Here is a 25,622-nt window from a genome sequence, read left to right as displayed (position 1 = left end):
ATCTCGCCGAGCAACCCGCCCCATGGCGGGTTGCTCGGCGAGATTGTCCGCACAGGAAACGATACGGGCAACCACTCGTGCCGCGGCCGTTGGATTGTCCTTTTCGATGAAAGCGCCAATCTGGTCGAGACGACGCACGGCGCGCTGGGTCCAGCGGATCCGCTTCATCGTTCGGACTTAACGTATTTCGCTATGACGCTGGCCAAGTCCTTCTCGCTTGCGAATTCTCCTCGATCGGCTTCGTCAAGGCCGGCCTCGATCTCGGCAAGCTGCCATTCTTCCCTGGCGACATAGTCTTCGATCGCTTGAGCCGCGACGTAGGAACGAGAGCGATCCACCTTTTCGGCCAGTTGGTCCAGCTTGGCCACAGTCTCATCCGGAAGCCGCACGGTGAAGGCGCTCATCATCCTGTCTCCATTCTGGTTCATTGTGAATGTGGTGGAACCAAAGTGGTTCGTCAATTCCGCGTGTCCTGAGGCAGAGCGCGATTCCGGACGCTGGAATTGCTCTAACCGGGCATGGAAGCCGCACGTTACCTATCTCGTCGAATGGCGGTGCCTCGCCTTACCTCCGGGCTTCCACAAGCGATGCTGCAATTGCCGCGATCGAGCGAAACAGGACGAGCGGATCGTCTCTCGTCGGGAGAAATCCCCGGCGCTGCCAGAATTGCGCCGCTTCCGCATCGACCGCGTTGACCATCAGCGCGCGCCCTCCGATCAGTTCGGCCGCCTGAACACAGCGCTGAAGTGCATGCTTCACCAAGGCCGTGCCGATGCCGTGCCCGGCCCATTCGACGTCGGTCGCAAGCTGACCGAGGAGAAGACACGGAACCGGATCGGGCGGTTGTCCCGTACGGATCGAACGAGGCAGGATCGACGGCAAGACGGCCGTCGGCGCCAGGCCGTAATATCCGACCACGCGGCCGGCTTCATGAACAACGAGAACGGCCGTGAAGCCCTTCCCCTGATTGGAAAGCGCGCGGGTTTTCAGCCAGTGATCAAGCGCAGGCTTCCCGCAGGAAAATTTGGACACGTCGTGAAATGCCGCAAGCGGTTCGGGAGCCGATAAGGCCACTGGTCAGCGTTTCGTCGTATAAGCAGCTTCCCAGGGCGCCGACCGCTTTGCCAATTCCACCATGTCGGGAACGGGCGCGGCCGGGGCCGACAAAACCTCCATGAACTCCGCGAACCCTTCCGGGCTCATGCGGACAAGACGGTTGTCCATCAGCACATCCTCGGCCGCGCGCACGGCGGCATCGCGGACGAAATCCGTGCGGGATCGGCCGCGCAGACTGGCGGCACGATCAATCATCGCCACGTCCGCTTCCGGCAGGCGCATAGAGATCGGATGTTCCTTACGTTCGACAGTGGCGGCCATAACGGTCTCCTTACCGGCAATGTAGCGATTTGTAGTGCTAAATGCAATACAAAGACAGGACGGCCTATTTTCGTATGAAGGTCAGGTAAGCAGGCCGCCGCCCTTCGCGGATGGCCTTGGCCTCGTAGCGGGTGCCGGGCCAGCCCTCATAGGGCCGGTGCCAGCCGGCAGCGTCCTCGGCCTGCCATGCGAAGGCGCCGTGATCCCGGCAGGCAAGCAATGTCCAGTTCACATAGCTGTCGATATCGGAGGCGAAGCGGAACCTGCCGCCGGATTTCAGCACCCGGGCAAAGCGGCCGAGATTGGCGGCGCCGACGAAACGCCGCTTCCAGTGCTTCTTCTTCGGCCACGGATCGGGATAAAGCAGGTCGATGCCGTCGAGCGAGCCAGACGGCAGCCAGTCGAGCAGGCGCGTGGCGTCGTCGTCATAGACCCTGAGATTGGCAAGCGGCGCCTTGCCGAGCGCCGTCATCATCTTGGCCATGCCGTTGACGAAGGGCTCGACGCCGATGAAACCGGTTCCCGGCGCTTCCGTCGCGCGATGCAGGAGATGCTCGCCGCCACCGAAACCGATTTCCAGCTGGAGCGCCGAGACCTGTGCCTTGAACAAGGTCCTGAGATCGGCCGGCGCTTGCGCCGTCAGGTCGACCCGGTATTGGCGCAGGCCGCCTTCGAGGGCGATCGCCTGCTGCGGGCGTATAGTCTTGCCGTGCCGGCGACCGAAAAAGCCTTCGGTCGCCCGTCTCGGCCTATCCTTTGCGTCCGCTGGCGTCAGGCGGCAACGGCGTCCTTGAGCGCCTTGGCAAGATCGGTCTTCTCCCAGGAGAAGGAGCCGTCGCGACCGGCCTTGCGGCCGAAATGGCCGTAGGACGAGGTCTTTGCATAGATCGGCTTGTTGAGGTCGAGATGACGGCGAATGCCCGACGGCGACAGGTCCATCACCTTGCGCAGCGCATCCTCGAGCTTCGATTCGTCTACCTTGCCGGTGCCGTGCAGGTCGACATAGACCGACAGCGGCTGGGCGACGCCGATGGCGTAGGAGAGCTGGATGGTGCAGCGGTCGGCAAGCTTGGCCGCAACCACGTTCTTGGCAAGGTAGCGCGCCGCATAGGCGGCCGAACGGTCGACCTTGGTGGTGTCCTTGCCCGAGAAGGCGCCGCCGCCGTGGGGGGCTGCGCCACCATAGGTGTCGACGATGATCTTGCGGCCGGTGAGGCCGGCATCGCCGTCAGGCCCGCCGATGACGAACTTGCCGGTCGGGTTGATGTACCAGTTGCAGTCCTCGGCGATCTTCAAGTCGCCAAGCGCCTCGCGGATATAGGGCTCGACCACCTTGCGGACCTTCTTGGAGTCCCAGTTCGCATCGAGATGCTGGGTGGAGAGCACGATCTGCGTGACTTCCGCCGCCTTGCCGTCGGCATAGCGCACGGTGACCTGGCTCTTGGCGTCCGGGCCGAGCTTGCCGGCGTCGCCATTGCCTTCATGACGCGCCGCTGCCAGCAGTTCGAGAATCTTGTGGCTGTAATAGATCGGCGCCGGCATCAAGTCGGGCGTCTCGCGGCAGGCGTAGCCGAACATGATGCCCTGGTCGCCGGCCCCTTCCTCGCCCTGGCGGTCGGCGGCATTGTCGACGCCCTGGCCGATGTCGGGCGACTGGCCATGCAGCAGCACGTCGATCTTGGCGGTCTTCCAGTGGAAGCCGGACTGCTCGTAACCGATCTCGCGGATCGCCTTGCGGGCAACCGACTTGAACTTGGCCGGGTTGACCACAGGGTGGCCGGACGCATCCTTGAGGACGTTGCCCGCCTTGTCTTTCTTCAAAAGCGTGTCGGGGACGCGGACCTCGCCGGCGATGACGACGCGGTTGGTGGTGGCCAGCGTCTCGCAGGCAACGCGCACCTTCCACGGATCCATGCCCGTCTTCTTGGCTTCGCGATAGACCAGATCGACGATCTCGTCGGAGATACGGTCACAGACTTTGTCGGGATGGCCCTCGGAGACGGATTCCGAGGTGAAGAGATAATTCTGCCGCGTCACGGGTGTCCCCTCTTGAAAAGATCGGCAAGCTGCCGATTTTGGCGCGCCACGTGTTAGCGGTGCCGGGCGCCGCTCGTCAAGCGGCGCGACGGATCTGGCATGAATGTAGGCAAGGTCGGCTATGCCACCGGCGATGCGACATCGCCGGCGGCATTTGACAAATCAATCGGCGTCCTCGGCGGAGAGCGCCTTCACCAGATCGATGATCCTGCGGCGCACCTTGACGTCGCCGATCTTGACGAAAGCCCGGTTGAGCTGGAGCCCTTCGGGACTGCCGCAGAATTCAATGGCGAACGCCATCGAGGAGTCTTCGGCAAATCCCCTGGTGCCGCCGGCGGGCTCCTCGCCCGGGGCATCCTCGAAGAAGAAGGCGACAGGAACGCTCAGGATGGAGGCGATCGCCTGCAGGCGGCTGGCGCCAACCCTGTTTGTGCCCTTCTCGTACTTCTGGATCTGCTGAAAGGTGATGCCGAGATTTTCACCCAGCTTTTCCTGGCTCATTCCAAGCATATTGCGACGCAGCCGGATGCGGCTCCCGACATGGATGTCGATCGGATTCGGCTTCTTCTTGTTCTCTTCTGTCATTTTTTCCTCGCCGAATTTTTCCGGCTTTTTCTATTTGTTCCGCCCATATGAAGCCGGAGCCACCTGCCCCAACAGAACCCTCCAACCGACTTCGAGAAAATTTTAGGCGTTACAGTATGAGTTTCTAATGTGCCGACTGTCAATTCACCCGTAGCCGCTGCCTTACATTCAATGTGAAGGCAATCAGCGCAAACAGCAACATGATCAGCAATCCGTTAATGCGTCGCTGTTCGGCGGACAGAAGGGAGCGCCCGGAAACCGGCACATGCGCGTCGATGGCGCCCCGCGCGTCGACGGCAAGCGCATCGACAATGCGCCCGCGCGAATCAACGACGGCCGATATGCCATTGTTAGCCGCGCGCAACAAAGGCATTCCATTCTCCGCTGCGCGAATCTGGGCCTGCCTGAAGTGCTGATACGGGCCTGGCGTGTCGCCAAACCATGCGTCGTTGGTGACGTTCACAATCAAGTCGGCGGACACAGCGTCAGCAGCAACGAGATCGGGAAAAATCACCTCGTAGCAGATGAACGGAGCGGCACGCAGGCCGCCCGGCACGCCGATCGGATGGCGTTCGTTGCCGGCGGCGAAATTCATCGGCCCGGCAACGAGCTGGCCTATGCCCAAGCGTTCGAACAGGTCGGCGAAGGGCAGATATTCGCCGAAGGGCACCAGATGCACCTTGTCGACGGCATCGACAATCTCGCCCTTGTTGTTGATTGCCACGACGGAATTGTAATAGCGGCTGCCGGCATTGGCCGATCCGCCCTCTTCCCGCACGACGCCGGCTATCAGCATCTGGCCGTCGGCCAGCATGTCGCCCAGCGCCGTCAGCGCGTCCGGACGCTCGGTGAAGAGGAACGGCACCGATGTCTCCGGCCACAGGATAAGCTGCGGCTTGGCATGGCCCTGTTCCGGCGCTTTCCCCGATATCCCCAGCAAAGTCGCGAAGATGCGATCACGCACCGAGGCATCCCACTTCTCGCTGAGATCGACAGCGGGCTGGACGATGCGGACATCGATCGCGCGGCTCGATTCGACCGGTGCCGCAAGCCTGACATAGCCGAAGCCGACATGGGCGGCGACGAGGATGACAAACAAGGCGAGGCCGAGCTTGAGATGGCGGCGCGCGGCGATGAGCGCCGGAAGCGAAAAGACAAAGACCGCGAGCGCATTCATGCCGATCATGCCGGTCACCGATACGCTCTGCATCAGGAGCGGCACCGGCATTGCGGCATAGCCGACGGCATTCCACGGGAAGCCGGTGAAGAGAAAATCGCGCAGCCATTCCGCGAGCCCGAAGCCGAAGGCTAACGCTGCGATACGACCAATGTCGCTGCTCCAGAACAGCCGCGCCACGACCGTGGCGAAACCATAGAAGAAGGCCAGCGCGAAGGGGATGCCGACAACGGCGAAGGGCAAGGCCCAGGCGAACGTATCGGCCTCGACCAGCAATGCCTGACCGATCCACCAGAGACCGGCCAGGAAATAGCCGAAGCCGAACCACCAGCCGGCGGCGAAGGCCGGCCTCAGGCGCCTCAACCAGCCATCCGATGCCTCGCCGGTGGCGCCGTCGAGCAGCCAGACAAGGACCGGGAACGAAACGAAGCAGACGGCAAAGAAATCGTAAGGCGCCTGGGCAAGCACCGCTAGCGCTCCGGCGGCAAACGCCACCAGCGCCCGCCGCCACCCCCACAGCAGAATTATCCGGCCGGCAAAGCGCTGCATCAAGCTTCCCAAGTCGCGCGAATCAGGGAGCTAGAGGTTTAACAGGCTGCGCCGCCCGATCCAAACCCAGATAAGCGCAGCCCGATAGACCGTCGCGCTATAGCGGGAACTAATATCCCGCCATAGCTCTTTGCCTTAGCCGCATTTCTGCCACGCCAAGCGATTCCTCTTGGCTGCAAAATGCTCAACTGTGCCAGCCCTCGATCCGCAGGCCGCTCAGCCGCTCGGCCTCGTCCTTCGGGACAACGCGCACGGTCTGGCTGAACGTCCAGACATGGCCCTCGGGATCGCGGGCGCGGTATTGGCGCTCGCCGTAGAAATGATCCGTCGGTTCCTGAAGAATTTCCGCGCCGGCCGCACGTGCCTTTTCGCAATGAGCGTCGATATCTTGCCGCAGCCGGATATAAACGGCCTGGGTGTTCTTGCCGCCGACCGAGGCCGGGCTGGCGACATGCTCGGCCCATTCGCAATCGACGATGATGTAGCCGTCGCCGAAACGCATTTCGGCATGGACAAGCCGGCCGTCGGCGTCGCTCACCACCATGCTCGGCTCGAAGCCGAAGGCCGCCTGCAGCCAGGTCAATGCCGCGCGCGGATCTTTATAGAAAACGCCTGAGCCGAGAACGGGATGCTTGAATGGATCGTCGACGGGCATGTCGCGACGGTGTCAGGCTTGCTCGGTGCGCGCGGCACGGCGGCGACGCTCGCCTTTCTGGCTCTGCACGATGCGAACGCGCTTGACGCGGCGCGGGTCGGCGTCGAGCACGTGGAACTCGAAACCTGGGATGGCCTGCACCACTTCGCCGCGAGCGGGGACGCGGCCGAGCGTGTTGAAGATCATGCCGCCGATGGTGTCGACATATTCGCCATGCTCGCCGGCGGCGAAATCCTCGCCGATCATCTTGGCGACCTCGTCGATCTCGGCCTTGCCGTCGACGACGAAGACGCCGTCGCCGGTCTGCGTGATCATCGGCTCGTCGTCGTCATGCTCGTCCTCGATGTCGCCGACCACCATCTCGACGATGTCCTCAAGCGAGGCGAGGCCGTCGGTGCCGCCATACTCGTCGATGACCAACGCCATCTGCGTGCGGTTCGTCTGCATGCGCCCCATCAGGTCGGAGGCAAGCATCGAAGGCGGCACGAACAGAACCGGGCGGATCAGGCTGAGATCGCCGATGGTGCGCGCAAGGTCGACCTGGGCAAGGTCGAGCGCGGTCGACACCGGCGTCTTCGCTCTGCTGCGGCCCTTCTTGACGCGGGCGAGCTTGGTGATGTGGGCGAGCACGTCGCGGATGTGAACCATGCCGCGCGGATCGTCCAATGTCTCGGAATAGACAGGCATGCGCGAATGGCCGGACTGCTCGAACAGCCCAAGCAGATCGCCAAGAGTCGTGTTGATCTCGACCGCCTCGATGTCGGCGCGCGGCACCATGACATCCTCGACCCGGACTTCGCGCAGGCGCAGGATGTTGTTGAGCATGGCGCGTTCGCCAGGCGAGAAGGCGCCGGCATCGGTGGCCGTTTCGGCAAGCGCGCCGGCGATTTCCTCGCGCAGGCTGGTGCCATTGCGGTGCCGGAACAGGCCAAGCACGCGGTCGACAAGGGAAGGACCGGCATGCGTCGGCTCAGCGGCCGCGCTGCCGGTCGGAATACTCGGACTTGAGCCCTCTTCCGTCTTTTCGGAAGACTTGGCAGCACTGCCGGCGTCCGGACGGGCGGCAGTTTCTGGTGTGTCGTTCATCGCCATCGGGTCAATTGAGCTTTTTTGTTACGCGTAGGGATCGGGAATGGCAAGTCTCGCAAGCGCCGCGCGCTCGATCGCTTCCATCTCCTCGGCCTCGGCGTCGGTCTCATGATCATGGCCCAAAAGATGCAGCAGGCCATGGATAACAAGATGGGTGATATGGTTCGCAACCGGCTTGTCTTCCAGTGCCGCCTCGCGAGACACCGTCTCGGAAGCCAGCACGATATCGCCCAGCATCGGCGGCAGCTTCCCGCCTTTCGAAAACGAAAAAGCCGGGAAAGACAAGACGTTGGTGGGCTTGTCCTTGCCGCGCCATTCGGCATTGAGCGCCTGGATATGGGCATCGTCGGAAAAAACGACGCTGAGCTCGGAAGCGCCGCCCGCGCCGGTCTCGGCAAAAGCGGCTGCAACGGCGCGCTCGACCAGACGCGTCAACTCGGCTTCCGCGGGCCAAGCGCCGGCCTCGACGAAAATATCGACGTCGACCGGGGTTCCGGCAGAGGATTTGTTGTCTGCAGCCATGCGGCCTTTGATCAGCTTTCGGCGCCGAGGCCTCGCGCCAGCTTGCCGTCGCGGTCATAAGCCTTGACGATCTCGGCGACCAGCGGGTGGCGCACCACGTCGCCTTCGTTGAAGCGGACCGTGACGATGCCCGGCACGCCGTCGAGGATGCGCAGCGCCTCGACCAATCCCGACTTGGTGTTGGGCGGCAGGTCGATCTGGGTTGGATCGCCGGTGACGATCATGCGCGAGTTCTCGCCGAGGCGGGTCAGGAACATCTTCATCTGCATCGGTGTGGTGTTCTGCGCCTCGTCGAGGATCACCGCCGCATGCGCCAGCGTGCGGCCGCGCATGAAGGCCAAGGGCGCGATCTCGATCACCTCGGCCGCGATCGCCCGCTCGACCTTGTCGGCCGGCATCATGTCGTAAAGCGCGTCATAGAGTGGTCTGAGATAGGGGTCGACCTTCTCCTTCATGTCGCCGGGTAGGAAGCCCAGCCGCTCGCCGGCCTCGACGGCGGGGCGTGACAGCACGATGCGCTCGACCATGCCGCGTTCGAGCAGCATGGCCGCATGCGCGACCGCCAGATAGGTCTTGCCGGTACCGGCTGGGCCGATGCCGAAGACCATTTCCGAGCGCTCCAGCGCCCGCATATAGGCGTCCTGGGTCAGCGATCGGGCATAGATCGTCTTCTTGCGCGTCGCGATCTGGGCGGCCGAAACCTTGCCCTTGCGCTCCAACGTGGGCAGCGTCAGCTGGTCGTCGGCGGCAATTGCCATGCGCACGGCGCCGTCGACATCCGACTGGCCGATGTCGACGCCCTTCTGCAGGATGCCGTAGAGCGTATCCAGCGCCCGGCGCGCCTGCTCGGCGGCCGGAGCCGAGCCTTTGATCGCAAGCTGATTGCCGCGCGAACGGATATCCACGCCGAGCTTCTGCTCGAGCCGGGCCAAATTCTCGTCGAACTGACCGTAAAGGGCGCTGGCAAGCTTGTTGTTGTCGAAGGTCAGTACGATGTGCGCCATGTCGGAAGCCCCGGACGCCTGGTTCGGGGGCGGATTCTTCAGTTCAGCAGCGCTCAACCGTCTCTCCTCATCTGCCGAGGCCCGTCAGGCCAGTTCGGCGAACAGGCTATTGTAGCCGGTCCTTGTGATTCGTACGTCGATAATGTCACCGATTCCGCCGGCCTTGTCGTCAACAATAACGGGCTGCAGCCAGGGCGAACGGCCAACTTTCTGCCCGGCCTGCCGGCCAGGCTTCTCGATCAGCGTGCCGATGGTCCTGCCGACCAGGCTCAAGCCGAAATCCTGCTGCTGCCTGAGAAGCAGAGCCTGCAGAGCCTGCAGACGCTCGTCCTTCACCGCTTCCGAGACATGGCCATCCATTTCGGCGCCCGGTGTGCCGGGGCGCGGCGAATATTTGAAAGAGAAGGCCGAGGCATAGTTCACCTCGCGCACCAATTTCAATGTCGCTTCGAAATCCTCATCCGTCTCGCCGGGGAAGCCGACGATGAAGTCGCCGGAGATGGCGATATCGGCGCGGGCGGCGCGAATGCGCTCGATGAGCGCCAGATAGTCGCGCGCCGTATGGCGCCGGTTCATCGCCTTCAAAATCCGGTCGGAGCCCGACTGTACCGGCAGATGCAGATAGGGCATCAGCGCCGGCAGGTCCCGATGCGCGGCGATCAATTCGTCGTCCATGTCGCGCGGATGGCTGGTGGTGTAGCGCAGCCGCGCCAGGCCGGGGATTTCCGCCAGACGAAACAGCAGCCGGCCAAGACCCCATTCCTCGCCATTTTCGCCGACACCGTGCCAGGCATTGACGTTCTGGCCGAGCAGGGTCACCTCGCGCACGCCGGCCTCGGCCAGGCGCTCGGCCTCGGCGACGATCTGCGCCACCGGGCGCGAAACCTCGGAGCCGCGCGTGTAAGGCACCACGCAGAAGGTGCAGAACTTGTCGCAACCTTCCTGCACCGTCAGGAAAGCGGTGACGCCGCGCCTGGCAAGCTCGGCGCGCTTCGGCTGCGGCAGATGCTCGAACTTGTCCTCGACGGCGTATTCGGTCTCGACGATCTTTTCGCCGCCACGGACCCTCGCCAGCACGTCGGGCAGCCGGTGATAGGTCTGCGGGCCGATGACCAGATCGACCGCTGGCGAGCGGCGGATAATCTCGGCGCCCTCGGCTTGCGCCACGCAGCCGGCGACGCCGATCAGCAATTCGCGGCCGGCCTCGGCGCGTTCAGCCTTCATGTCGCGAATGCGGCCAAGCTCGGAATAGACCTTTTCCGCCGCCTTTTCGCGGATATGGCAGGTGTTGAGCAGCACCAGATCCGCATCTTCGACGGCGTCGGTGGCGATATAGCCGTCCGCAGCCAGCGCATCGGTCATGCGCTGGGAATCGTAGACATTCATCTGGCAGCCATAGGTCTTGACGAAGACCTTTTTCGCCGTCCGGTCCGTGCCGGCCGAGTGCTCGGCGGCAGCGCCGATGTCCTGGCTTTCAATCGTGTTCAATTCCATCGGGCGGCTTCTAGCGCCTTTCCGTGACAAAAAACAGACGAATCTGCCTGAAGCAGGTCGTCCCGACAGGACGCGCTTCAGGTCTCTTTCTATCCATGTATGTCGTTATCCCAAAACCGCTACGCACTTTAGGCGAAATGCATCGGCTACCGGCTCTTGGCCGGGTCGGCGAGGACGGCCTGCATCATCTCGCGCACCCTGGCTTCCATCAGCCTTGCGGTTTCCTTGCGGTTCGAGCCCTTGGAGAACGGCACCGGCTCGCCGAAATGCACCTCGGCATCGATCGCGCCCTCGGCAAGCAGGGTTTTCAGGTGCGGCATCAAATCCTGGTCACCGATCCAGGCGGACATCGGCCGATGGCGGCGGCCCATCGGCATGCCATGCAGGCGCGTATAGGCGATCGCCACGGGCTGGATGAAGACCTGGTCCGCCGCACCTTCCGAAATCGCCATCGACGCGGCGCCGAAGAGGGTGCTCTTGAACGGCAGCACAAGGTTGCCGTCACCGGTCGAACCTTCGGCGAACAGCACCATGGCATCGCCCTTGGCCATGCGCCTGGCGATCTCGCTCGCCTGGTCGCCGGAGGTGCGCTTGCGCTCGCGCTCGATGTAGACGGTGCGCTGCAGCTTGGACAGCATGCCGATCATCGGCCAGCCTTCCACGTCGGCCCTGGCGATGAACTTCACATCGACAAAGGAGCCGAGCACCATGATGTCGGTCCAGGAAATGTGGTTGGCCGCCACCAGCACTGGACGTTCCCTGGCAAGCGCGCCTTTCACATGCACCCGCATGCCCAACGCCTTGAGGATCATGCCGTGCCAGATCTTCAGGATGAACGTTTCGGGCCACAGCCCCGTCTTCATCGACAGAATCTGCAGCGGCACCAGCACCAGCGAACAGACGACGATATAGAAGAGCGCCAGGAAAATCCGCAATTTCTTGATCATTCGCTCCGGCCCCAACATTACAGCGCCGCGCGCCTTAGGGCGCGCAAAGGACGCTGTAACACTCCCGCTTGGCGCATGATCCTTTCCGAAAATCAGAGCCGATTTTCGGGGTCATGCGCGACTGTGGCTAGCGAAGATCGCGGCGCATGACAAGCGCGCCGGTCGGGCCGTGCTCGGTCGAGCGATAGTAGTTGGGCCGATGACCGACCTGGATGAAGCCGAGCCTGCGATAAAGCGCGATCGCCGGCGCATTGGTCTCGTCGACCTCGAGGAAGAGCGCTTCGGCGCGCTGCGCATGAAGCTCGCGCAGCACCGCATCCATCAATTGCCAGCCAAGGCCCTGTCGGCGATGCGTGCGGGCGACGGCCACGGTCAGGATCTCGCCCTCGCCGGCCGCGAGCCGCGCCAGCACGAAACCGACAGGAGGTTTCGATCCCTGCCCTGTCTCGCGCGCGGCGTAGCCGAACACCGTATCCTGCTCGAGCAGTGCTGCGAACTCGCCGTCGGTCCAGGGCCGCACGAAATCCTCTCGATGCAGCTCCGAGACGGCGGCGCTGTCGGCAACCGTCAGCGGCTCCAGCGCATAGTCCCTGCGGCGCGGCTGAAAAAACGGGATGCGCATCAGGCGTCGCTTCCTTTTGGACCACGACCTTCCCCCAAAACCGCCTCCTGCTTCTTGGAATCACGGTCTCCCTTTGGACCATTGTCCTGTCTTGGAAGAATGAAGCCCGCCTGCGGCTTGGCGTCGGCGCCGCGCAGATAGAGCGGCTTGGGTTTTTCGCCCGGCCCTCTGGCCGAGGCCAGCCTGGCATAGGTTGCGATGTCGGCGGTGGCGGCAACCGGGCCGGTGTCGAAGGCCCGTCCCGCCGCCGCGGCAATCTGCGGCGCGGCGGTGCCGACAAGGACGGCATCGGCGCCGTTGGCCATGGTCGCCGCCCCGGAAAGCGTGATTACGGAAGGTCCGTAAGTTTCAGCTAACGCTTTATCATAGAGCGCCGCGTGGATTTCCTCGCGGCCGGCATCGAGCACGGCAAGCACCGCGCGCCCGGGAAAAGTCTTCGCACCCTCCGCCGCCAGGGCTTCCAGCGTCGTCACGCCGATGGCCGGGATTTTCAACGCCAGCGCCAGGCCGCGCGCGGTCGAGACGCCGACGCGCAGGCCGGTGAACGAGCCGGGTCCGATCGAGACGGCGACGGCGTTGAGGTCAGGGTAGCCGATGCCGCCCGCTTTCAAGGCAGTCTCGATGACGGCCATCAGATGCTCGGCATGCCCCTTGCCGAGGTCGCGCACTTCGCGGCCAAGCTCCTTCCCCGCGCCCGCGTCATAGACGCAGGCGGCGCAGAGATTGGCGGCGCAGTCGATGGCAAGCAGCTTCATAGGGGCAGCTTCATAGGCCGGTTAACGAACTGGATCGAAACACAATTCCCTCTGCCCGGCATAGGCCGCCGCCGCAAGGGCCAGGGCGGAGAAATGTTAAGCGGCTTCGGTTCGGCGCGCGGCGATCACGCCGTCGCGACAATGCGCAGCATGTGGTTGTCCCAGACATAGTCCGGCTCGGAACGCGTGGCGCCGGCGCCGACGACGATCTCGCCGGCGCCGGTCGTCGCCATGAAACCGGCGCCGTCGGGCGCGAGGCCGCAGACCTCGACCAGCGCTCTTGTCGTGACCACGCGTCCGCTGGCGGCATCGATGACCGCCAGCGAATTGCCCTCCGGCGAGGTGACGGCGACTGCGCCCGTCGCGGCATTGGCGGCGACCGAGCCGATATAATTGCGGAAGCCGGAGAGCACGTCCTGCGGCATCTCCAGGAGCTCGAGCTCCTTGCCGCGCGCGGCGCGGCCGACCAATGCCGGGCGGTCGGTCGCCGGCCCGCGATATTGGCAGCCGAACCAGACGGTGCCCGCTTGGTCGCGATCCATGTGGCGGATCGAAAGCTGATGCAGCGCCGGCGGCAGTTCGTGCTTTTCGATGAGGTCGCCGGTGACGCGATCGACCAGCGTGTAGGACGGTTTCATCGTCGCGATGTTGAGCTCGGCGCGGCCATAATCGGGATGGGTTTCGATGCCGCCATTGGCGATGGCTAAAGTGCGGCCATCGCCAAGCAGGAGCAGTTCATGCGGGCCCATGCCGTAGGTCGGGAACTCGCCGACGCGATTGAATTTCGCCCGCGCATCGTACACGCCCACGACACCTGCCGCGTTGTCGAAGTCGTTCTCTGTAGCATAGAGCAAGGCGCCGTCGGGCGAGAACACGCCATGGCCGAAGAAATGCCGGCCGGCGATGCTGGCGATGGTCAACGGCTTGTCGCGGCCGGCATGGTCGAAGACCACGGCAAAGGTGCCGGGCTGGCGGGCGAAGACCACCGAGCGCTTCGACACCGGATCGAAAGTGACGTCGTGGCCGCGGTCGGGCAGATCGACGGTGTGCAGGATTTTTCCCGACTCGGAGAGCACGGCGGCGCCGAAGCTGCCGTCGCGCTTGACGAAAGCCGTGGCGAACACCGCGTCCGCGGCAAGCGTGTCGGCCCAGGCGCGCGGGGCCATGGCGGCGGCGAAGCCGGCGCCCGCGGCGCGCAGGAAATCGCGGCGGTCGATGAGGGCGGCTCTCACGGCATCAATCCCCATCCAGCGAGGAGAAGCCAGCGGTCAGGCCGAACTCGGCGGTCAACCTGGTGCCGATCAAGGTCGACAGGCTGGAGGTGATCAGCGCGAAATGCTCGAGCTTGTCGCGCAGCGCTCGGTCGGCGAGCGCCTTGTCGATCGGACCGGCAACGGATTTCGCTGTTGTCACGCCGTTGCTGAGCTGGATGTGGATGGACTCTGCCATCCATTGCGCATCGGCGGGCAGCGCGTCGCCGAGCCTGGAGGCCTGGAACAGCTGGTCGATGCCGGACAGGTTTGCGGCCAGTGAGGCCGTCGTGTTCTGCGAGCGCCAGTAGATCGCCTGCTTCGGCTTGTCGGCATCGGGTTTCGCGCCGAGAAAGCCCTTGAGCCGCACGTCGCGGATCATGTCCAGCTCGTTGATGAAGACGCCGACCAGTTCCGTCACCGCTTCGTTGCCATCGCGGTAGAGCGGGTTCTTCGGCCCCGGATTGGCCCAGAGCGACGCGAAGCCGTCGGGCTTTTGCCAGCCATCACGCACCTCGCCTGCCATCGCTTCGATATTGCCGGCAATCCCCGCGCCATAGGCGCAGCGGTAGGGATCGTCTTTCCCGGCAAGGGTTTCGGCGCCGTCGCCGTAAAGCACATATTCGAGGGCGCCTAGGCCCTGCATGGCGACGCTCTTTTGCGCCAGTTGCGCCGGATCGGCGGCGGACGGGTCCTTGGATGCGAGCGTTGCCTGCACTTGCCTCAGGCCGATGCTCTTGCGGTCCGGCCAATAGAGCATGCGCTCCAGCCGGTTGTTCTCCTTGATCGGTCCGAAGGCGATGATCTCGGCCACCGACCAGGCCTCGACCGTGCCGGAAAACGCCGCGCGCGCCGCTTCGAGATTTTGCCCGGACGGCGCTTCGCAAAGCTGGTGCATCGCCGTGGTCAGGCCCCCCGCATGCTCGTCGAGGCTGGCATAGGCGGGGCGGACGAAGCCGTCGATCGCGCGGCCGATGACATCGGAAGCCTTGACCGCGGCCGATGCCGATGCCGATGCCGGAAGAACGGCGGCCAGAAAGAACGGAAGAGCAAGGGCCATGCGTTTCGACATCAGAGCGACGCGTTTCATCATCATAGGGACTCCAGGAATTTGATCAGCGCCTCGCGATCGACCGCGGCGGCGCCGGCGAAGCGGTCGCGCGCCTTCTGGCCCTCGCCGCCATGCCACAGGATCGCCTCGGCAAGTGTGCGAGCGCGGCCGTCATGCAGGTAAAAGGCATTGCCGTTGACCGTCGCGGTGAGCCCAATACCCCAGAGCGGCGGGGTGCGCCACTCGCTGCCGCTCGCTTGGCCGACGCGTTGCCCATCGGCGAGGCCCTCACCCATGTCGTGCAGCAGGAAGTCGGAATAGGGCCAGATCAGTTGGAAGGCCTGCGCCTTGTTGGGCGTGCCGCGCATGGTGACGAATTTCGGTGTGTGGCAGGCAATGCAGCCCATCTCGTAGAACTGCTTTTTGCCGGCAAGCACATCAGGCTTGCCGATATCGCGCCGCGCCGGCACGGCCAGATTTTGCGAATAGAAGGCGACGAGGTCCATCACCGGCGGCGGCGCCTCGGCCGTGCCGAGGCGTTGCTGCACCCCGTTTGGCATGGCAAGGCAATCCTGCTGCGCCGCGGTGCAATCGCCCCAGGGTTTCCGCACTTCGGGCGTCGAGATGCCGATGTCGCCGGCAAAGGCATCGGCCGCTTGCTGGCGGATCGACGCGGTCTGGGCCTTCCAGCCGAAGCGGCCCAGGATCACCTGGCCGTTCAGCTCGTTGCGCACGATGTTCGGCCGGCCCGAAATGCCGTCACTGTTGCGATCGTCCGGATCGGCGTTGACGAGGATATCGGCCGGCGCGATCTGCTCGATCAGGCCCAGCCCGATCATCGGCGGCGTCAGGCGCGGCGACAGCGTGGTGCGCGGATCGAGCGGACCGTAGCCGAGATTTTCGATCGTATAGCTCGGCTTGCGCAGTGAAACGACGGCGCCGTCGCCGAGCGTCACTTTTTGCTCTTGATAATCGACGCGCATCCGGCCCTCACCCCTGAGCCCGGGAACCGCCAGATCCTGTAGTTGCGCGCCATAGACGGGATCGGGAAAGTTCAGCAGCTTATGATCGGTGAGCGCCGTCTTTTCCTCGGCGTTGCCGGCGTCGCGCGCCAGCCTCAGAAACATCGATGTCGATCCGGCATCGCCTTCCGGCGGACGGCCGCGGCCATCCTTCAAATGGCAGTTCTGGCAGGCGCGTTCGTTGAAGAGCGGGCCAAGACCATCCGAAGCCTGGGTCGAGGACGGCGACGACACCCAGTTCTTGCGGAACAGCGCGTTGCCGAGCTTGAAGATCCCTTCTTCCTCGAAGGTGATATTGGCGGAGGATTGCGAGAAGGCATCGCGGTTGACGTCCTTGCGCGACGTGCCGGCGCCACCCTGCATCAGCTCGAACGGCTCGGGCCTGGTGAAATCGGTCGTCGGCCTGGTGACCGCCAGAACCCGTGCCTGGTCCTTCGGCGTCAGGTCGGTGCGGCTCGTCGGCAGAGCGGCGGGCTGATCGGCTAAGGCGGATGCGGAAAGCATGATCGCCAGCAAAAGCGACGCCCCGCGACCGATCCGATATCGCGGGGTCTTCCGAAGCGGCAGGGCGTCGACTGCGGCCCGCCACGCGCGGCACGAAAAGTCTACGGGGCGCCGCATTCCCGCATGTCCTTACCCCGCCTCGTTGGCCGAATCGGCATTGAGCTGGCCGTATTTTTCCTCACCGATCGAGGCAAGCAGGTCGAGCTGCGTTTCCAGGAAATCGATATGTCCTTCTTCGTCGGTCAAAAGATCCTCGAACAGCTTCATCGAAACGAAATCGCCTTCGTCCTGGCAGATCTCGCGCGAGCGCTTGTAGGCGGTGCGCGCGTCATATTCGCCGGCCAGATCGGATTCGAGCACCTCCTTGACGTTCTGGCCGATGCGCAACGGCGCGACGGACTGCAGGTTGGGATGGCCTTCGAGGAAGATGATGCGCGCGATCAGCCGGTCGGCGTGATGCATTTCCTCGATCGATTCCGCCCGCTCCTTCTTGGCCAGCTTGGTGTAGCCCCAATCCTCGAGCAGACGATAATGCACCCAGTACTGGTTGACGGCTCCAAGCTCGAGAAACAGAGCGTCATTAAGCCGCTCGATGACCTGCGGTTCGCCTTTCATGGCTTCTGCTCCCGTATTGGACGCGCAAGCCTCGCACGCGATCCAGGTGTGAAACGATGTCCGCGCCCTCCGTCTCCGAGCGGGCGTGGTAATTCTCGGTGACCCGAATGATCGTTTCCACCACATTTGGGAAACAGCCGCAACAGCGGCCCCGCTTGTGCATCGCATGATAGACCTTCGCGGGCACGATCAGCTGCCACGGATCCTCATCCAGCAGGCCGACGATCGTCTGCTCGATCTCCTTTTCGGTGATGATGTTGCAATGGCAGATCAGCATCTACTTGCTCTGGCTGACGACGCCTTCCGGCGCCGCTTGGCTGGTTTCTCAATTGGGCACGATCTTGTCCAAAGACCGGTTATTGGGACCATTCCCGATCTTACTTGAACACCTTGTCGGGCGCGTCGAGGCTGTCAGAGCCCTCGAAAGCAATCTCGTTCAGCTTGAGCGAGCCCACGGCGCGCTCGATCGACTTGGTCTGGTCGATCAGGGCGTCGATCGCCGCCTGCACCGTGGCGTTACCTTCCGTGTTGCCCTCGGCGATCTGCTGGTCATATGCCTCGCCGGCAAGGGCACGCGCCTGGATGGCCTCCATCTTGGCGACGGTGGTGTCGAGCTTGCTCGACAGCTCCTTGTCGATCGCCGGATCGGCGGCCTTCACCATGTCGGACACCGACGGACCCGAGACCACGGAGCCGTCGAGCCGCTTGTAGCTGGCATGGTAGGCGTCGCGGATGCCGACCGCGTCATAGAGATGCGAGATGGAGGTGTTGTCGGAGAAGCAGTCGTGCTCCTCTTCCGGGTCGTGCAGCAACAGGCCGAGCTTCATGCGCTCGCCGGCAAGCTCGCCATAGGAGAGCGAGCCCATGCCGGTGAAGATGGTGGAGATGGCGGTATTCGCATCGCCCTCGGTGAGGTTCTTGCGCGCGGCGCCGTCTTCCTTCCAGTTGCCGACCATTTCCTGCAGGTCTGACACCAGAAGATCGGTCGCCGATCTCAGATATTCGGCGCGACGATCGCAATTGCCATTGCTGCAATTCTTGAGGTCGTAGTCGGTAAAGGGCCGCTCGCCGGCGCCCGGCCCTGTGCCATGCAGGTCCTGGCCCCAGAGCAGGAATTCGATGGCGTGATAGCCGGTCGCGACATTGGCTTCGACGCCGCCGGCCTCCTGCAGCGTGCCGGACAGGAACTCGGGCGTCAGCTTCGAGGCATCGGCCTTCTTGCCGTTGATCTCGATTTCCTTGTTGGCGATAACGTTGGCCGTATAGAGCGCGTTTTCGTCCGATTCGGTGCCATAGCTCTTGGCGACATAGTCGATCAGGCCCTCATCCAGCGGCCAGGAATTCACCTTGCCTTCCCAGTCGTCGACGATCTTGTTGCCGAAGCGGTAGACTTCGGTCTGCTGGTAAGGAATGCGCGCCGCCCTCCAGGCCTCGCGCGCGGCGTTCAACGTGTCGGCCGAGGGGCTGGCAATGAGCGCATCCACCGCCTTGTCCAGCGCCTGAGCGGTTGTCAGCGAATCCTCGTATTTGGCTAAAGCGATGTCGGCATAGGTCTTGATCACCGCCTTGGCGTCCGTCTCGGCTTTCGCCGGCAACACGAACACCGCCGCCGTCAGCGCAGCCGTGGCGCAGATCGCAGCCAGCCTGCCGCCATTACGTGCCGTCATCATCCTTCTCCAGTTCTTTGGAAATTCAACAAAAGGCGCCCACCCGCGCCGAGGCATAAGCATGCCGGGAAAAATGGTGGCCGCGTCGATGCGCGGTTCGCGATAAAAAGACACCCACGTGCCTCCAATGGAAAGGGTTCAAGGCCCAGACATCAAAGGGATGCGCTTTGCGCGCAGCTCTCCATAAAGCGACGGAGAGGCTGGGAGTCAACTGGCGCGATAGAAAATATTCAATTGAAACAACAGTTTAGAATTATTCTAAACTACAAATGTCAACTTTAAGCCCGGTACTGCCTCGCTGGGCCCGATTGACAGACAGCCGTTCTGGGTGCGACCCGGTGCGCGGCTCTTGCGGCGGTGACGGACAATCGCCACCTGGCGCAAGAGCCTAAATTTGTTGACCAAAAGGATTGCGATGACGAACGGGGTTGTGATTGTCGGTGCGGGCCATGCCGGCGTGCAGGCAGCCGCCAGCCTGCGCGAAGAGGGCTATGAAGGACCCGTCGTCTTGGTCGGCGACGAGAAGGAACTGCCCTATCACAAGCCGCCGCTCTCCAAGACCTTCATCAAGGACGCCGAGGCCAAGCCGCAGCCGCTGCGGGGCGAAGCCTTCTACACCGGCAACAACATCGACTACCGGCCGGGCGTGCGCATCGACAGCATCGATGTCGGCGCGGGCCGGCTGAATGTCGCAGGCGGTGGTACGCTTGCCTTCGACCGGCTGGTGCTCGCGACCGGCTCGCGGCCGCGTCTGCTCAAGCTTGACGGCGCCAGCCTTGCCGGCGTGGTCTCCCTGCGCTCGCTGGCCGATGCGCGCCTGATCCGCGAGCTCAGCGCGCAAACCGAAGACGTGGTCATTCTCGGCGGCGGCTTCATCGGGCTGGAGATCGCGGCGACGCTGAGAGCGGCCGGCCGCAACGTCACCGTCGTCGAGGCGGTCGACCGGCTGCTCGGCCGCGCTGTGGCGCCGGTCATCGCCGCGCATGTGCGCCAGCGCCTGGAAGCGATCGGCGTGCGCATCCTGACCGGCACCACCATTGCCCGCCTCGAGGGCGAAGGCGGCCGCGTCTCGGCCGCGATCACGTCGGGCGGCGAACGCCTGCCGGCGCAGATGGTGATCATCGGCATCGGCGTGGTGCCCAATGTCGGACTGGCTGAAGCCGCCGGCTTAACTATCGGCAACGGCATCCGCGTCGACCAGCATATGCAGAGCTCTGTTCCCGAAATCCTCGCCATCGGCGACGCGGCCTCCTACCGGCACTGGTTCACCGGCGGCGACGTGCGGCTGGAATCGGTGCAGAACGCCACCGACCAGGCCAGGCTTGCCGCACGCACCGTCCTCGGCCATGGCGAGCCCTTCTCGGCCGTGCCGTGGTTCTGGTCGGATATCGGCGACATGAAGCTGCAGATGGTGGGCCTGACCCAAGGCGGCGATCACCATGTAGTGCTGGGCGATCTCGCCGAGAACAGGTTCTCGATCTACCACTATGCGGGCAACCGGCTGCTCGGTATCGAATCCGTCAACCGCCCGGCCGACCACATGCTTGGCCGCAAGATGTTCGGCGCCGGCTTCTCGCCGACGCCGCAAACGGTGGCAGGCGGGCCGGATGCGCTGAAAGCCGCGCTTGCGGCCTTCAGCGAGCCGGCAAGAGCCGCGGGTTAAGCGGCCCGCGACTCGCGGATCGAGGTTTCCAGGATATCCAGCGCCTCGGTCATGACGCCGTCCTGGATGGTGATCGGCGAAAGGAAGCGGATGACGTTGCCGTAGACGCCGCAGGTGAGCAGGATGAGGCCCTTGTCCAGCGCCTTCAGCCTGACCGCGTTGGCGAACTCCGCTGACGGAAGCCCCTTCTTAACGTCGTTGAACTCGACCGCGTTCATGAAGCCCGGACCGCGGATGTCGACGATCTCCGGCACGTCCTCGCGGATCGAAACCAGCCGCTGCTTCAGCCGCGCGCCCAGCGCATTGGCGCGGTCGCAGAGTTTTTCCTCCTCGATGACGTCGAGCACGGCGTGCGCGGCGGCAACGCCGATCGGGCTGCCGCCATAAGTGCCGCCGAGCCCGCCGGGGCCGGGCGCGTCCATGATCTCGGCGCGGCCGGTGACGGCCGACAGCGGGAAGCCGCCGGCGAGGCTCTTGGCCATGGTGGTGAGATCGGGCGCCACGTCGTGATGATCCATGGCGAACATCCTGCCGGTACGGGCAAAGCCGGTCTGCACTTCGTCGGCGACCAGCAGGATGCCATGCTGGTCGCAGATCTTGCGCAGTGCTGGCATGAAATCGCGCGGCGCCTGGTAGAAGCCGCCCTCGCCCTGAACCGGTTCGACGATGATGGCGGCAACGCGGCCCGGATCGACATCAGCTTTGAACAGCTTGTCGAGCGCGGCAAGCGAATCGGCGACCGAGACACCATGCAGCGCGACCGGGAACGGCGCGTGGAAGACATCGGCGGGCATGGCGCCGAAGCCGACCTTGTAGGGCACGACCTTGCCGGTCAGCGCCATGCCCATGAAGGTGCGGCCATGAAAGCCGCCTGAAAAGGCGATGACCGCCTGACGGCCGGTGGCGTTGCGGGCGATCTTGATGGCGTTCTCGACCGCCTCGGCGCCGGTGGTGACGAAGACGGTCTTCTTGTCGAACTTGCCCGGCAGCAAGCCGTTCAGCCGCTCGGCGAGATGCACGTAGCTCTCATAAGGCACGACCTGGTGGCAGGTGTGGGTGAAGCGGTCGAGCTGCGCCTTGACCGCCTCGATCACCTTCGGGTGGCGGTGGCCGGTGTTGACGACGGCGATGCCGGACGAGAAGTCGATGTAGCGGCGGCCCTCGACGTCCCAGATTTCCGAATTCTCGGCGCGATCGGCGTAGATCTGCGTCGTCATGCCGACGCCGCGCGAGATCGACTGGTTCTTGCGTTCGGAAATGGCTGAATTCTTCATATCGTCCCTCAATCGGGGCCATCCTTCATCGAGACTGGGCCCGTTCTCGTTTGATGCCGTTGAAATCCTTCTGACCTTATTTCACGTTTTGCTCAAGTCGGCACGTGATCCAGTCAATTGGGCCTGCCCCAGATAAAGTCATCCCTGGTACACCTGGGCAGGGACGCGGCTTGGCAATTGTGAGCTAAACCCTCACAAATCCTTCGCTGGCCCTCAACAGATTGCGCGTATAGTCCTCGCTGACGCGATGGCCGATCAGCTGGCTCGCGGTCAGCGTCTCCACCGCCTCGCCATTCTGCATCACCATGAGCCGCTCGCACATATGGGTGATGATGGCGAGGTCGTGGCTGACCATCAGGAAGGTGAGCTTGCGGCGGCGCCGCACCTCTTCGAGCAGGTTCAGCACTTCCGCCTGCACCGAGGCATCGAGCGCCGAAGTCGGCTCGTCAAGCAGCAGGATCGAAGGTTCAAGGATCAACGCACGAGCAATCGCGACGCGCTGGCGCTGGCCGCCGGAGAGCTGGTGCGCATAACGGAAGCGGAAGCCCTTGCCAAGCCCAACCTCGTCCAGCGCGCGCTCGATGCGCTTCTCGCCCTCGGCAATGCCATGGATCGCCAGGGGCTCCTGCAGCAGGCGGTCGACCGTCTGGCGCGGATGCAGCGAGCCGTAAGGATCCTGAAAGACCATCTGCACCTCGCGATAGAACGCCTTGTCGCGGGTTTTGCCGAGCGTCTTGCCGTTGACGGTGATGGTGCCGGAAGAAGCCGGCGCGAGGCCGGTGATGGCTCTCAGCAGCGTCGACTTGCCGGAACCGCTTTCGCCGACGAGGCCGTAGGATTCGCCTTCCCTGAGTTCGAGGCTGACGCCCTTCAGCGCGCGAAACCGGTCGAAGACCACTTCCAGCCCTTCGACGGTGATGGAAACCGTCATGCCGCCCACTCCGGCTTGCGGTCGAGAACCGGCAGCGGATGGCGCTCGAAGCCGATCTTCGGCATGCAATTGAGCAGGCCGCGCGTGTAAGGGTGCTGAGCATCGCGCAGTTCGGAAGCCTTGATCTGCTCGACGACTTTGCCGGCATACATGACGACGACGCGGTCGCAGAAGGACGACACCAGGCGCAGGTCGTGCGAGATGAAGATCAGCCCCATGCCGCGCTCGGCGACGAGCTTGTCGAGGATATTGAGCACGTCGAGCTGCACGGTGACGTCGAGCGCCGAAGTCGGCTCGTCGGCGATCATCAATTCGGGTCCGGTGACCAGCATCATGGCGATCATGGCGCGCTGGCCCATGCCGCCCGAGACCTCGTGCGGGTAAAGGTCGAAGACGCGGGCCGGGTCGCGGATCTGCACCGCCTGCAGCATCGCCAGCGCCCGTTCGCGCGCTTCGGTCTTTCCGACCTTCTCATGCGTGCGCAGCGTCTCGACGATCTGGCGGCCGATGGTCATCACCGGGTCGAGCGAGTATTTTGGATCCTGCAGGATCATGGCGATGCGGTTTCCCCGCAGCGCCCGGCGCTCACGCGGCGATATGGAAAGCAAGTCCATGCCGTCGAAGGCGAGCTTCTTCGCCGAGACCTCGGCCTGCGGCGGGGTCAGCCCCATGATGGCGCGACCGGTCTGCGACTTGCCGGAGCCGCTTTCGCCGACGATGCCCAGCCGCTCCCGGCCGAGCGAGAAGGAGACGCCGCGCACGGCCTGCACGAGGCCGGTGCGGGTCGGGAAGGTGATGCGCAAGTCGTCGACATCAAGAAGCGTGTCGCTCATTGGTCGCCGCTCATTGGTCGCCACTCCGGGGATCGAGCGCATCGCGCAGGCCGTCGCCGAGCAGGTTGAAGCCGAGGCTGACAATGAGGATGGCGGCACCAGGTGCCGCTGCCACCCACCACTGGTCGAGGATGAAGCGGCGACCGGACGCGATCATCGCGCCCCACTCGGGCAATGGCGGCTGCGCGCCGAGACCAAGGAAACCCAGGCCCGCGGCGGTCAGGATGATGCCGGCCATGTCGAGCGTGACGCGGATGATCAGCGATGAGATGCAGAGCGGCATGATGTGGCGCAGCACGATGCGGAATGGCGAGGCGCCCATCAGTTGCACCGCCTTGATGTAGTCGGAATTGCGCACCGTCAGCGTCTCGGCGCGGGCGATGCGCGCGTAAGGCGGCCATGAGGTGACGGCGATCGCCAGCACGGCGTTCTCGATGCCGGGGCCGAGCGCGGCAACGAAAGCCAGCGCCAGAACCAGCTTCGGAAAGGCGAGGAAGATGTCGGTGATGCGCATCAGGATTGTGTCGGTCCAGCCGCCGGCATAACCGGCGATCGTGCCGACCAGAAGGCCGATGGGCGCGGCGATGATGGCGACGAGGATCACCACATAAAGCGTCCAGCGCGAGCCATAGACGATGCGTGAATAGATGTCGCGGCCGAGATCGTCGGTGCCGAACCAGTGCGCGGCGCTTGGCGCCAGCAGTCGGGCATTTTTCAGATCGCCGATGGTCGGCGAATACGGCGCCAGCACATCGGCAAGGGCGGCGACCACCAGCAGCGCGATGATGATCAGCAGGCCGATCAACGCCAAACGGTTGGCGGAAAAGCGACGCCAGGCGACATAAGCGCGGCCGAGCCTCGCCTGCAGGCGCGAGGCAGGCCGGTCGCTCAGCAGCCATGCGCGCCGGGATTGGATCGTTGCCACGCTCATCCGGTCTTCGTCCTTGGATCAAGTAGCCGATAGAGCAGATCGGAGAAAAGGTTGATGGCGATGAAGACCGAGCCGATGGCGATGGTGCCGCCGAGCACGGCGTTCATGTCGGCGTTCTGCAGCGAGTTGGTGATGTAGAGGCCGATGCCCGGCCAGGAGAAGACGGTCTCGGTCAGCACCGAGCCTTCGAGGAGGTTGGCGTAGGAAAGCGCGATCACCGTCACCATCGGCACGGCGGCGTTGCGCAGTGCGTGGCCCCAGATTATGCGCGTCTCCGAGAGGCCTTTCGCACGGGCGGCGACGATATACTCCTGCGCCAGCTCGTTCAGCATGAAGGAACGCGTCATGCGGCTGATATAGGCGAGCGACAGGTAGCCGAGCAGCGCTGCCGGCAGGACGATGTGGCGCCAGGCGTCGTAGAAGACGTCCCACTGCCCCTGGATCGCGGCATCGAGCAGGTAGAAGCCGGTGATCGGCGTGAACGTGTATTCGTAGACGACATCGAGCCGCGCCGGAAATGCGATCCACTGCAGCTTGGCGTAGAACAGCACCAGCCCGAGCAGACCCAGCCAGAAGATCGGCACCGAATAGCCGATGAGGCCGACGATGCGGGCGATCTGGTCGATGAGGCTGCCGCGCTTGACGGCGGCCAGCACGCCGAGCGGCACGCCGATGACGGCGCCGGTGATCGTGCCCAGCGTCGCGAGCTCGATGGTCGCCGGGAAGACGCGGCGGATATCGGTCATCACCGGATTGGTGGTCAGCACCGACGTGCCGAAGTCGCCGCTCAGCGCACTTTTGACATAGAGATAGAACTGCTCGATCCAGGGCAGGTCGAGGCCCATCTCGCGGCGCGTGCGCTCGACGACGGCGATAGGGGCGCGGTCGCCGAGCACGGCCAGAACCGGATCGATCGGGATGACGCGGCCGATGAAGAAGGTCACCGCGAGCAGGCCGAGATAGGTTGTCACCGCTATGACCAGGAAGCGGCCGAGCGACGACAGGACGGCGACGGCGCGGACGCTGCCGCGCCCCGCCGCCGCCTGGTTTTCAGCTACGCTCACGCGG

At 64.1% G+C, this 25,622-nt stretch carries 28 protein-coding genes; 1 reads left to right on the top strand and 27 read right to left on the bottom strand.

Going from position 1 to position 25,622, the window contains the following annotated elements; translation table 11 throughout:
• The 22 genes from FJ425_RS15345 to FJ425_RS15240 form a co-directional block, all read right to left on the bottom strand.
• Positions 1-168 (bottom strand): type II toxin-antitoxin system RelE/ParE family toxin (locus FJ425_RS15345; protein ID WP_140724619.1); only part of this gene is annotated, 168 nt, incomplete at its 3' end.
• On the bottom strand, positions 165-407 hold the full coding sequence (locus FJ425_RS15340; RefSeq protein WP_181164859.1) for a CopG family ribbon-helix-helix protein: 243 nt from the start codon (positions 405-407) through the stop codon (positions 165-167). The genes FJ425_RS15340 and FJ425_RS15345, both read right to left, overlap by 4 nt.
• Before the next feature lie 157 nt (positions 408-564).
• On the bottom strand, positions 565-1,074 hold the full coding sequence (locus FJ425_RS15335; RefSeq protein ID WP_140629414.1) for a GNAT family N-acetyltransferase: 510 nt from the start codon (positions 1,072-1,074) through the stop codon (positions 565-567).
• Positions 1,075-1,077: 3 nt separating this feature from the next.
• Positions 1,078-1,377: a DUF1778 domain-containing protein gene (locus FJ425_RS15330; protein ID WP_140629411.1), complete on the bottom strand. Its 300-nt coding sequence runs from the start codon at positions 1,375-1,377 to the stop codon at positions 1,078-1,080.
• A 64-nt stretch (positions 1,378-1,441) separates the two neighbouring features.
• Positions 1,442-2,152, bottom strand: a complete 711-nt coding sequence (locus FJ425_RS15325) for a tRNA (guanosine(46)-N(7))-methyltransferase TrmB (protein WP_140629409.1) — start codon at positions 2,150-2,152, stop codon at positions 1,442-1,444.
• Positions 2,149-3,414, bottom strand: a complete 1,266-nt coding sequence (metK, locus tag FJ425_RS15320) for a methionine adenosyltransferase (RefSeq protein WP_140545194.1) — start codon at positions 3,412-3,414, stop codon at positions 2,149-2,151. The genes FJ425_RS15325 and metK overlap by 4 nt, the downstream gene beginning before the upstream one ends.
• A 162-nt stretch (positions 3,415-3,576) precedes the next feature.
• On the bottom strand, positions 3,577-3,999 hold the full coding sequence (locus FJ425_RS15315; protein ID WP_140545192.1) for a helix-turn-helix transcriptional regulator: 423 nt from the start codon (positions 3,997-3,999) through the stop codon (positions 3,577-3,579).
• A 139-nt stretch (positions 4,000-4,138) separates the two neighbouring features.
• A complete protein-coding gene (gene lnt / locus FJ425_RS15310) occupies positions 4,139-5,725 on the bottom strand; it encodes an apolipoprotein N-acyltransferase (protein WP_140629405.1) in 1,587 nt (528 codons plus the stop codon).
• 184 nt (positions 5,726-5,909) lie between these two features.
• Positions 5,910-6,380, bottom strand: a complete 471-nt coding sequence (locus FJ425_RS15305) for a VOC family protein (protein ID WP_140724616.1) — start codon at positions 6,378-6,380, stop codon at positions 5,910-5,912.
• Positions 6,381-6,392: 12 nt separating this feature from the next.
• Positions 6,393-7,466, bottom strand: a complete 1,074-nt coding sequence (locus FJ425_RS15300; protein WP_140724613.1) for a hemolysin family protein — start codon at positions 7,464-7,466, stop codon at positions 6,393-6,395.
• Positions 7,467-7,493: 27 nt separating this feature from the next.
• Positions 7,494-7,991: an rRNA maturation RNase YbeY gene (ybeY, locus tag FJ425_RS15295; RefSeq protein ID WP_140724609.1), complete on the bottom strand. Its 498-nt coding sequence runs from the start codon at positions 7,989-7,991 to the stop codon at positions 7,494-7,496.
• An 11-nt stretch (positions 7,992-8,002) separates the two neighbouring features.
• Positions 8,003-9,052 carry a PhoH family protein gene (locus FJ425_RS15290; RefSeq protein WP_095765973.1) on the bottom strand — a complete coding sequence of 350 codons (1,050 nt, stop codon included), beginning with the start codon at positions 9,050-9,052 and terminating at the stop codon, positions 8,003-8,005.
• 27 nt (positions 9,053-9,079) lie between these two features.
• A complete protein-coding gene (gene miaB / locus FJ425_RS15285) occupies positions 9,080-10,489 on the bottom strand; it encodes a tRNA (N6-isopentenyl adenosine(37)-C2)-methylthiotransferase MiaB (RefSeq protein WP_140724606.1) in 1,410 nt (469 codons plus the stop codon).
• 146 nt (positions 10,490-10,635) lie between these two features.
• Positions 10,636-11,436 carry a lysophospholipid acyltransferase family protein gene (locus tag FJ425_RS15280; protein WP_140724603.1) on the bottom strand — a complete coding sequence of 267 codons (801 nt, stop codon included), beginning with the start codon at positions 11,434-11,436 and terminating at the stop codon, positions 10,636-10,638.
• Positions 11,437-11,563: 127 nt separating this feature from the next.
• Entirely contained in the window at positions 11,564-12,058 is a 495-nt protein-coding gene (gene rimI / locus FJ425_RS15275) for a ribosomal protein S18-alanine N-acetyltransferase (protein ID WP_095765976.1), read from the bottom strand.
• A complete protein-coding gene (tsaB, locus tag FJ425_RS15270; RefSeq protein ID WP_140724600.1) occupies positions 12,058-12,813 on the bottom strand; it encodes a tRNA (adenosine(37)-N6)-threonylcarbamoyltransferase complex dimerization subunit type 1 TsaB in 756 nt (251 codons plus the stop codon). Before tsaB ends, rimI begins: the two co-directional genes overlap by 1 nt.
• Positions 12,814-12,938: 125 nt before the next feature.
• Positions 12,939-14,045: a DUF1513 domain-containing protein gene (locus FJ425_RS15265; RefSeq protein ID WP_140724597.1), complete on the bottom strand. Its 1,107-nt coding sequence runs from the start codon at positions 14,043-14,045 to the stop codon at positions 12,939-12,941.
• 4 nt (positions 14,046-14,049) lie between these two features.
• On the bottom strand, positions 14,050-15,123 hold the full coding sequence (locus tag FJ425_RS15260) for an imelysin family protein (RefSeq protein ID WP_246677945.1): 1,074 nt from the start codon (positions 15,121-15,123) through the stop codon (positions 14,050-14,052).
• Between the two features lie 32 nt (positions 15,124-15,155).
• Complete coding sequence (locus tag FJ425_RS15255) at positions 15,156-16,757, bottom strand: di-heme oxidoredictase family protein (RefSeq protein ID WP_140724594.1); 1,602 nt, start codon at positions 16,755-16,757, stop codon at positions 15,156-15,158.
• Between the two features lie 12 nt (positions 16,758-16,769).
• Positions 16,770-17,255 (bottom strand): bacterioferritin, encoded by a 486-nt coding sequence (gene bfr, locus FJ425_RS15250; protein WP_140724591.1) that lies wholly within the window; start codon positions 17,253-17,255, stop codon positions 16,770-16,772.
• Positions 17,221-17,532 (bottom strand): (2Fe-2S)-binding protein, encoded by a 312-nt coding sequence (locus tag FJ425_RS15245; RefSeq protein WP_140545165.1) that lies wholly within the window; start codon positions 17,530-17,532, stop codon positions 17,221-17,223. The genes bfr and FJ425_RS15245 overlap by 35 nt, the downstream gene beginning before the upstream one ends.
• A 100-nt stretch (positions 17,533-17,632) precedes the next feature.
• A complete protein-coding gene (locus tag FJ425_RS15240; RefSeq protein ID WP_140724588.1) occupies positions 17,633-18,922 on the bottom strand; it encodes an imelysin family protein in 1,290 nt (429 codons plus the stop codon).
• A gap of 415 nt (positions 18,923-19,337) precedes the next feature.
• Between FJ425_RS15240 and FJ425_RS15235 the strand changes: the two genes are divergently transcribed.
• On the top strand, positions 19,338-20,585 hold the full coding sequence (locus FJ425_RS15235) for an FAD-dependent oxidoreductase (RefSeq protein ID WP_140724585.1): 1,248 nt from the start codon (positions 19,338-19,340) through the stop codon (positions 20,583-20,585).
• On the opposite strand, the gene FJ425_RS15230 is transcribed toward FJ425_RS15235, so the two are convergent.
• From FJ425_RS15230 to FJ425_RS15210, 5 genes are all read right to left on the bottom strand, one after another.
• Positions 20,582-21,859 (bottom strand): 4-aminobutyrate--2-oxoglutarate transaminase, encoded by a 1,278-nt coding sequence (locus FJ425_RS15230; protein ID WP_140724583.1) that lies wholly within the window; start codon positions 21,857-21,859, stop codon positions 20,582-20,584. The two genes, FJ425_RS15235 and FJ425_RS15230, sit on opposite strands and share 4 nt — an antisense overlap.
• Positions 21,860-22,043: 184 nt before the next feature.
• Entirely contained in the window at positions 22,044-22,790 is a 747-nt protein-coding gene (locus FJ425_RS15225; RefSeq protein WP_140724580.1) for an ABC transporter ATP-binding protein, read from the bottom strand.
• Positions 22,787-23,623 (bottom strand): ABC transporter ATP-binding protein, encoded by an 837-nt coding sequence (locus FJ425_RS15220; protein ID WP_140724577.1) that lies wholly within the window; start codon positions 23,621-23,623, stop codon positions 22,787-22,789. The genes FJ425_RS15225 and FJ425_RS15220 overlap by 4 nt, the downstream gene beginning before the upstream one ends.
• Positions 23,624-23,633: 10 nt before the next feature.
• Positions 23,634-24,554 (bottom strand): nickel transporter permease, encoded by a 921-nt coding sequence (nikC, locus tag FJ425_RS15215; RefSeq protein WP_140724574.1) that lies wholly within the window; start codon positions 24,552-24,554, stop codon positions 23,634-23,636.
• Positions 24,551-25,618, bottom strand: coding sequence for an ABC transporter permease (locus tag FJ425_RS15210; RefSeq protein WP_140724571.1), 1,068 nt, complete (start codon positions 25,616-25,618; stop codon positions 24,551-24,553). The genes nikC and FJ425_RS15210 overlap by 4 nt, the downstream gene beginning before the upstream one ends.
• Positions 25,619-25,622 lie beyond the last annotated feature (4 nt).

It is taken from the genome of Mesorhizobium sp. B2-7-2, assembly GCF_006440775.1.
In the GTDB taxonomy this organism is placed as follows: domain Bacteria; phylum Pseudomonadota; class Alphaproteobacteria; order Rhizobiales; family Rhizobiaceae; genus Mesorhizobium.
Note: the sequence above shows the minus strand (reverse complement) of the source record. Positions and strands in the feature narration are given on the sequence as shown.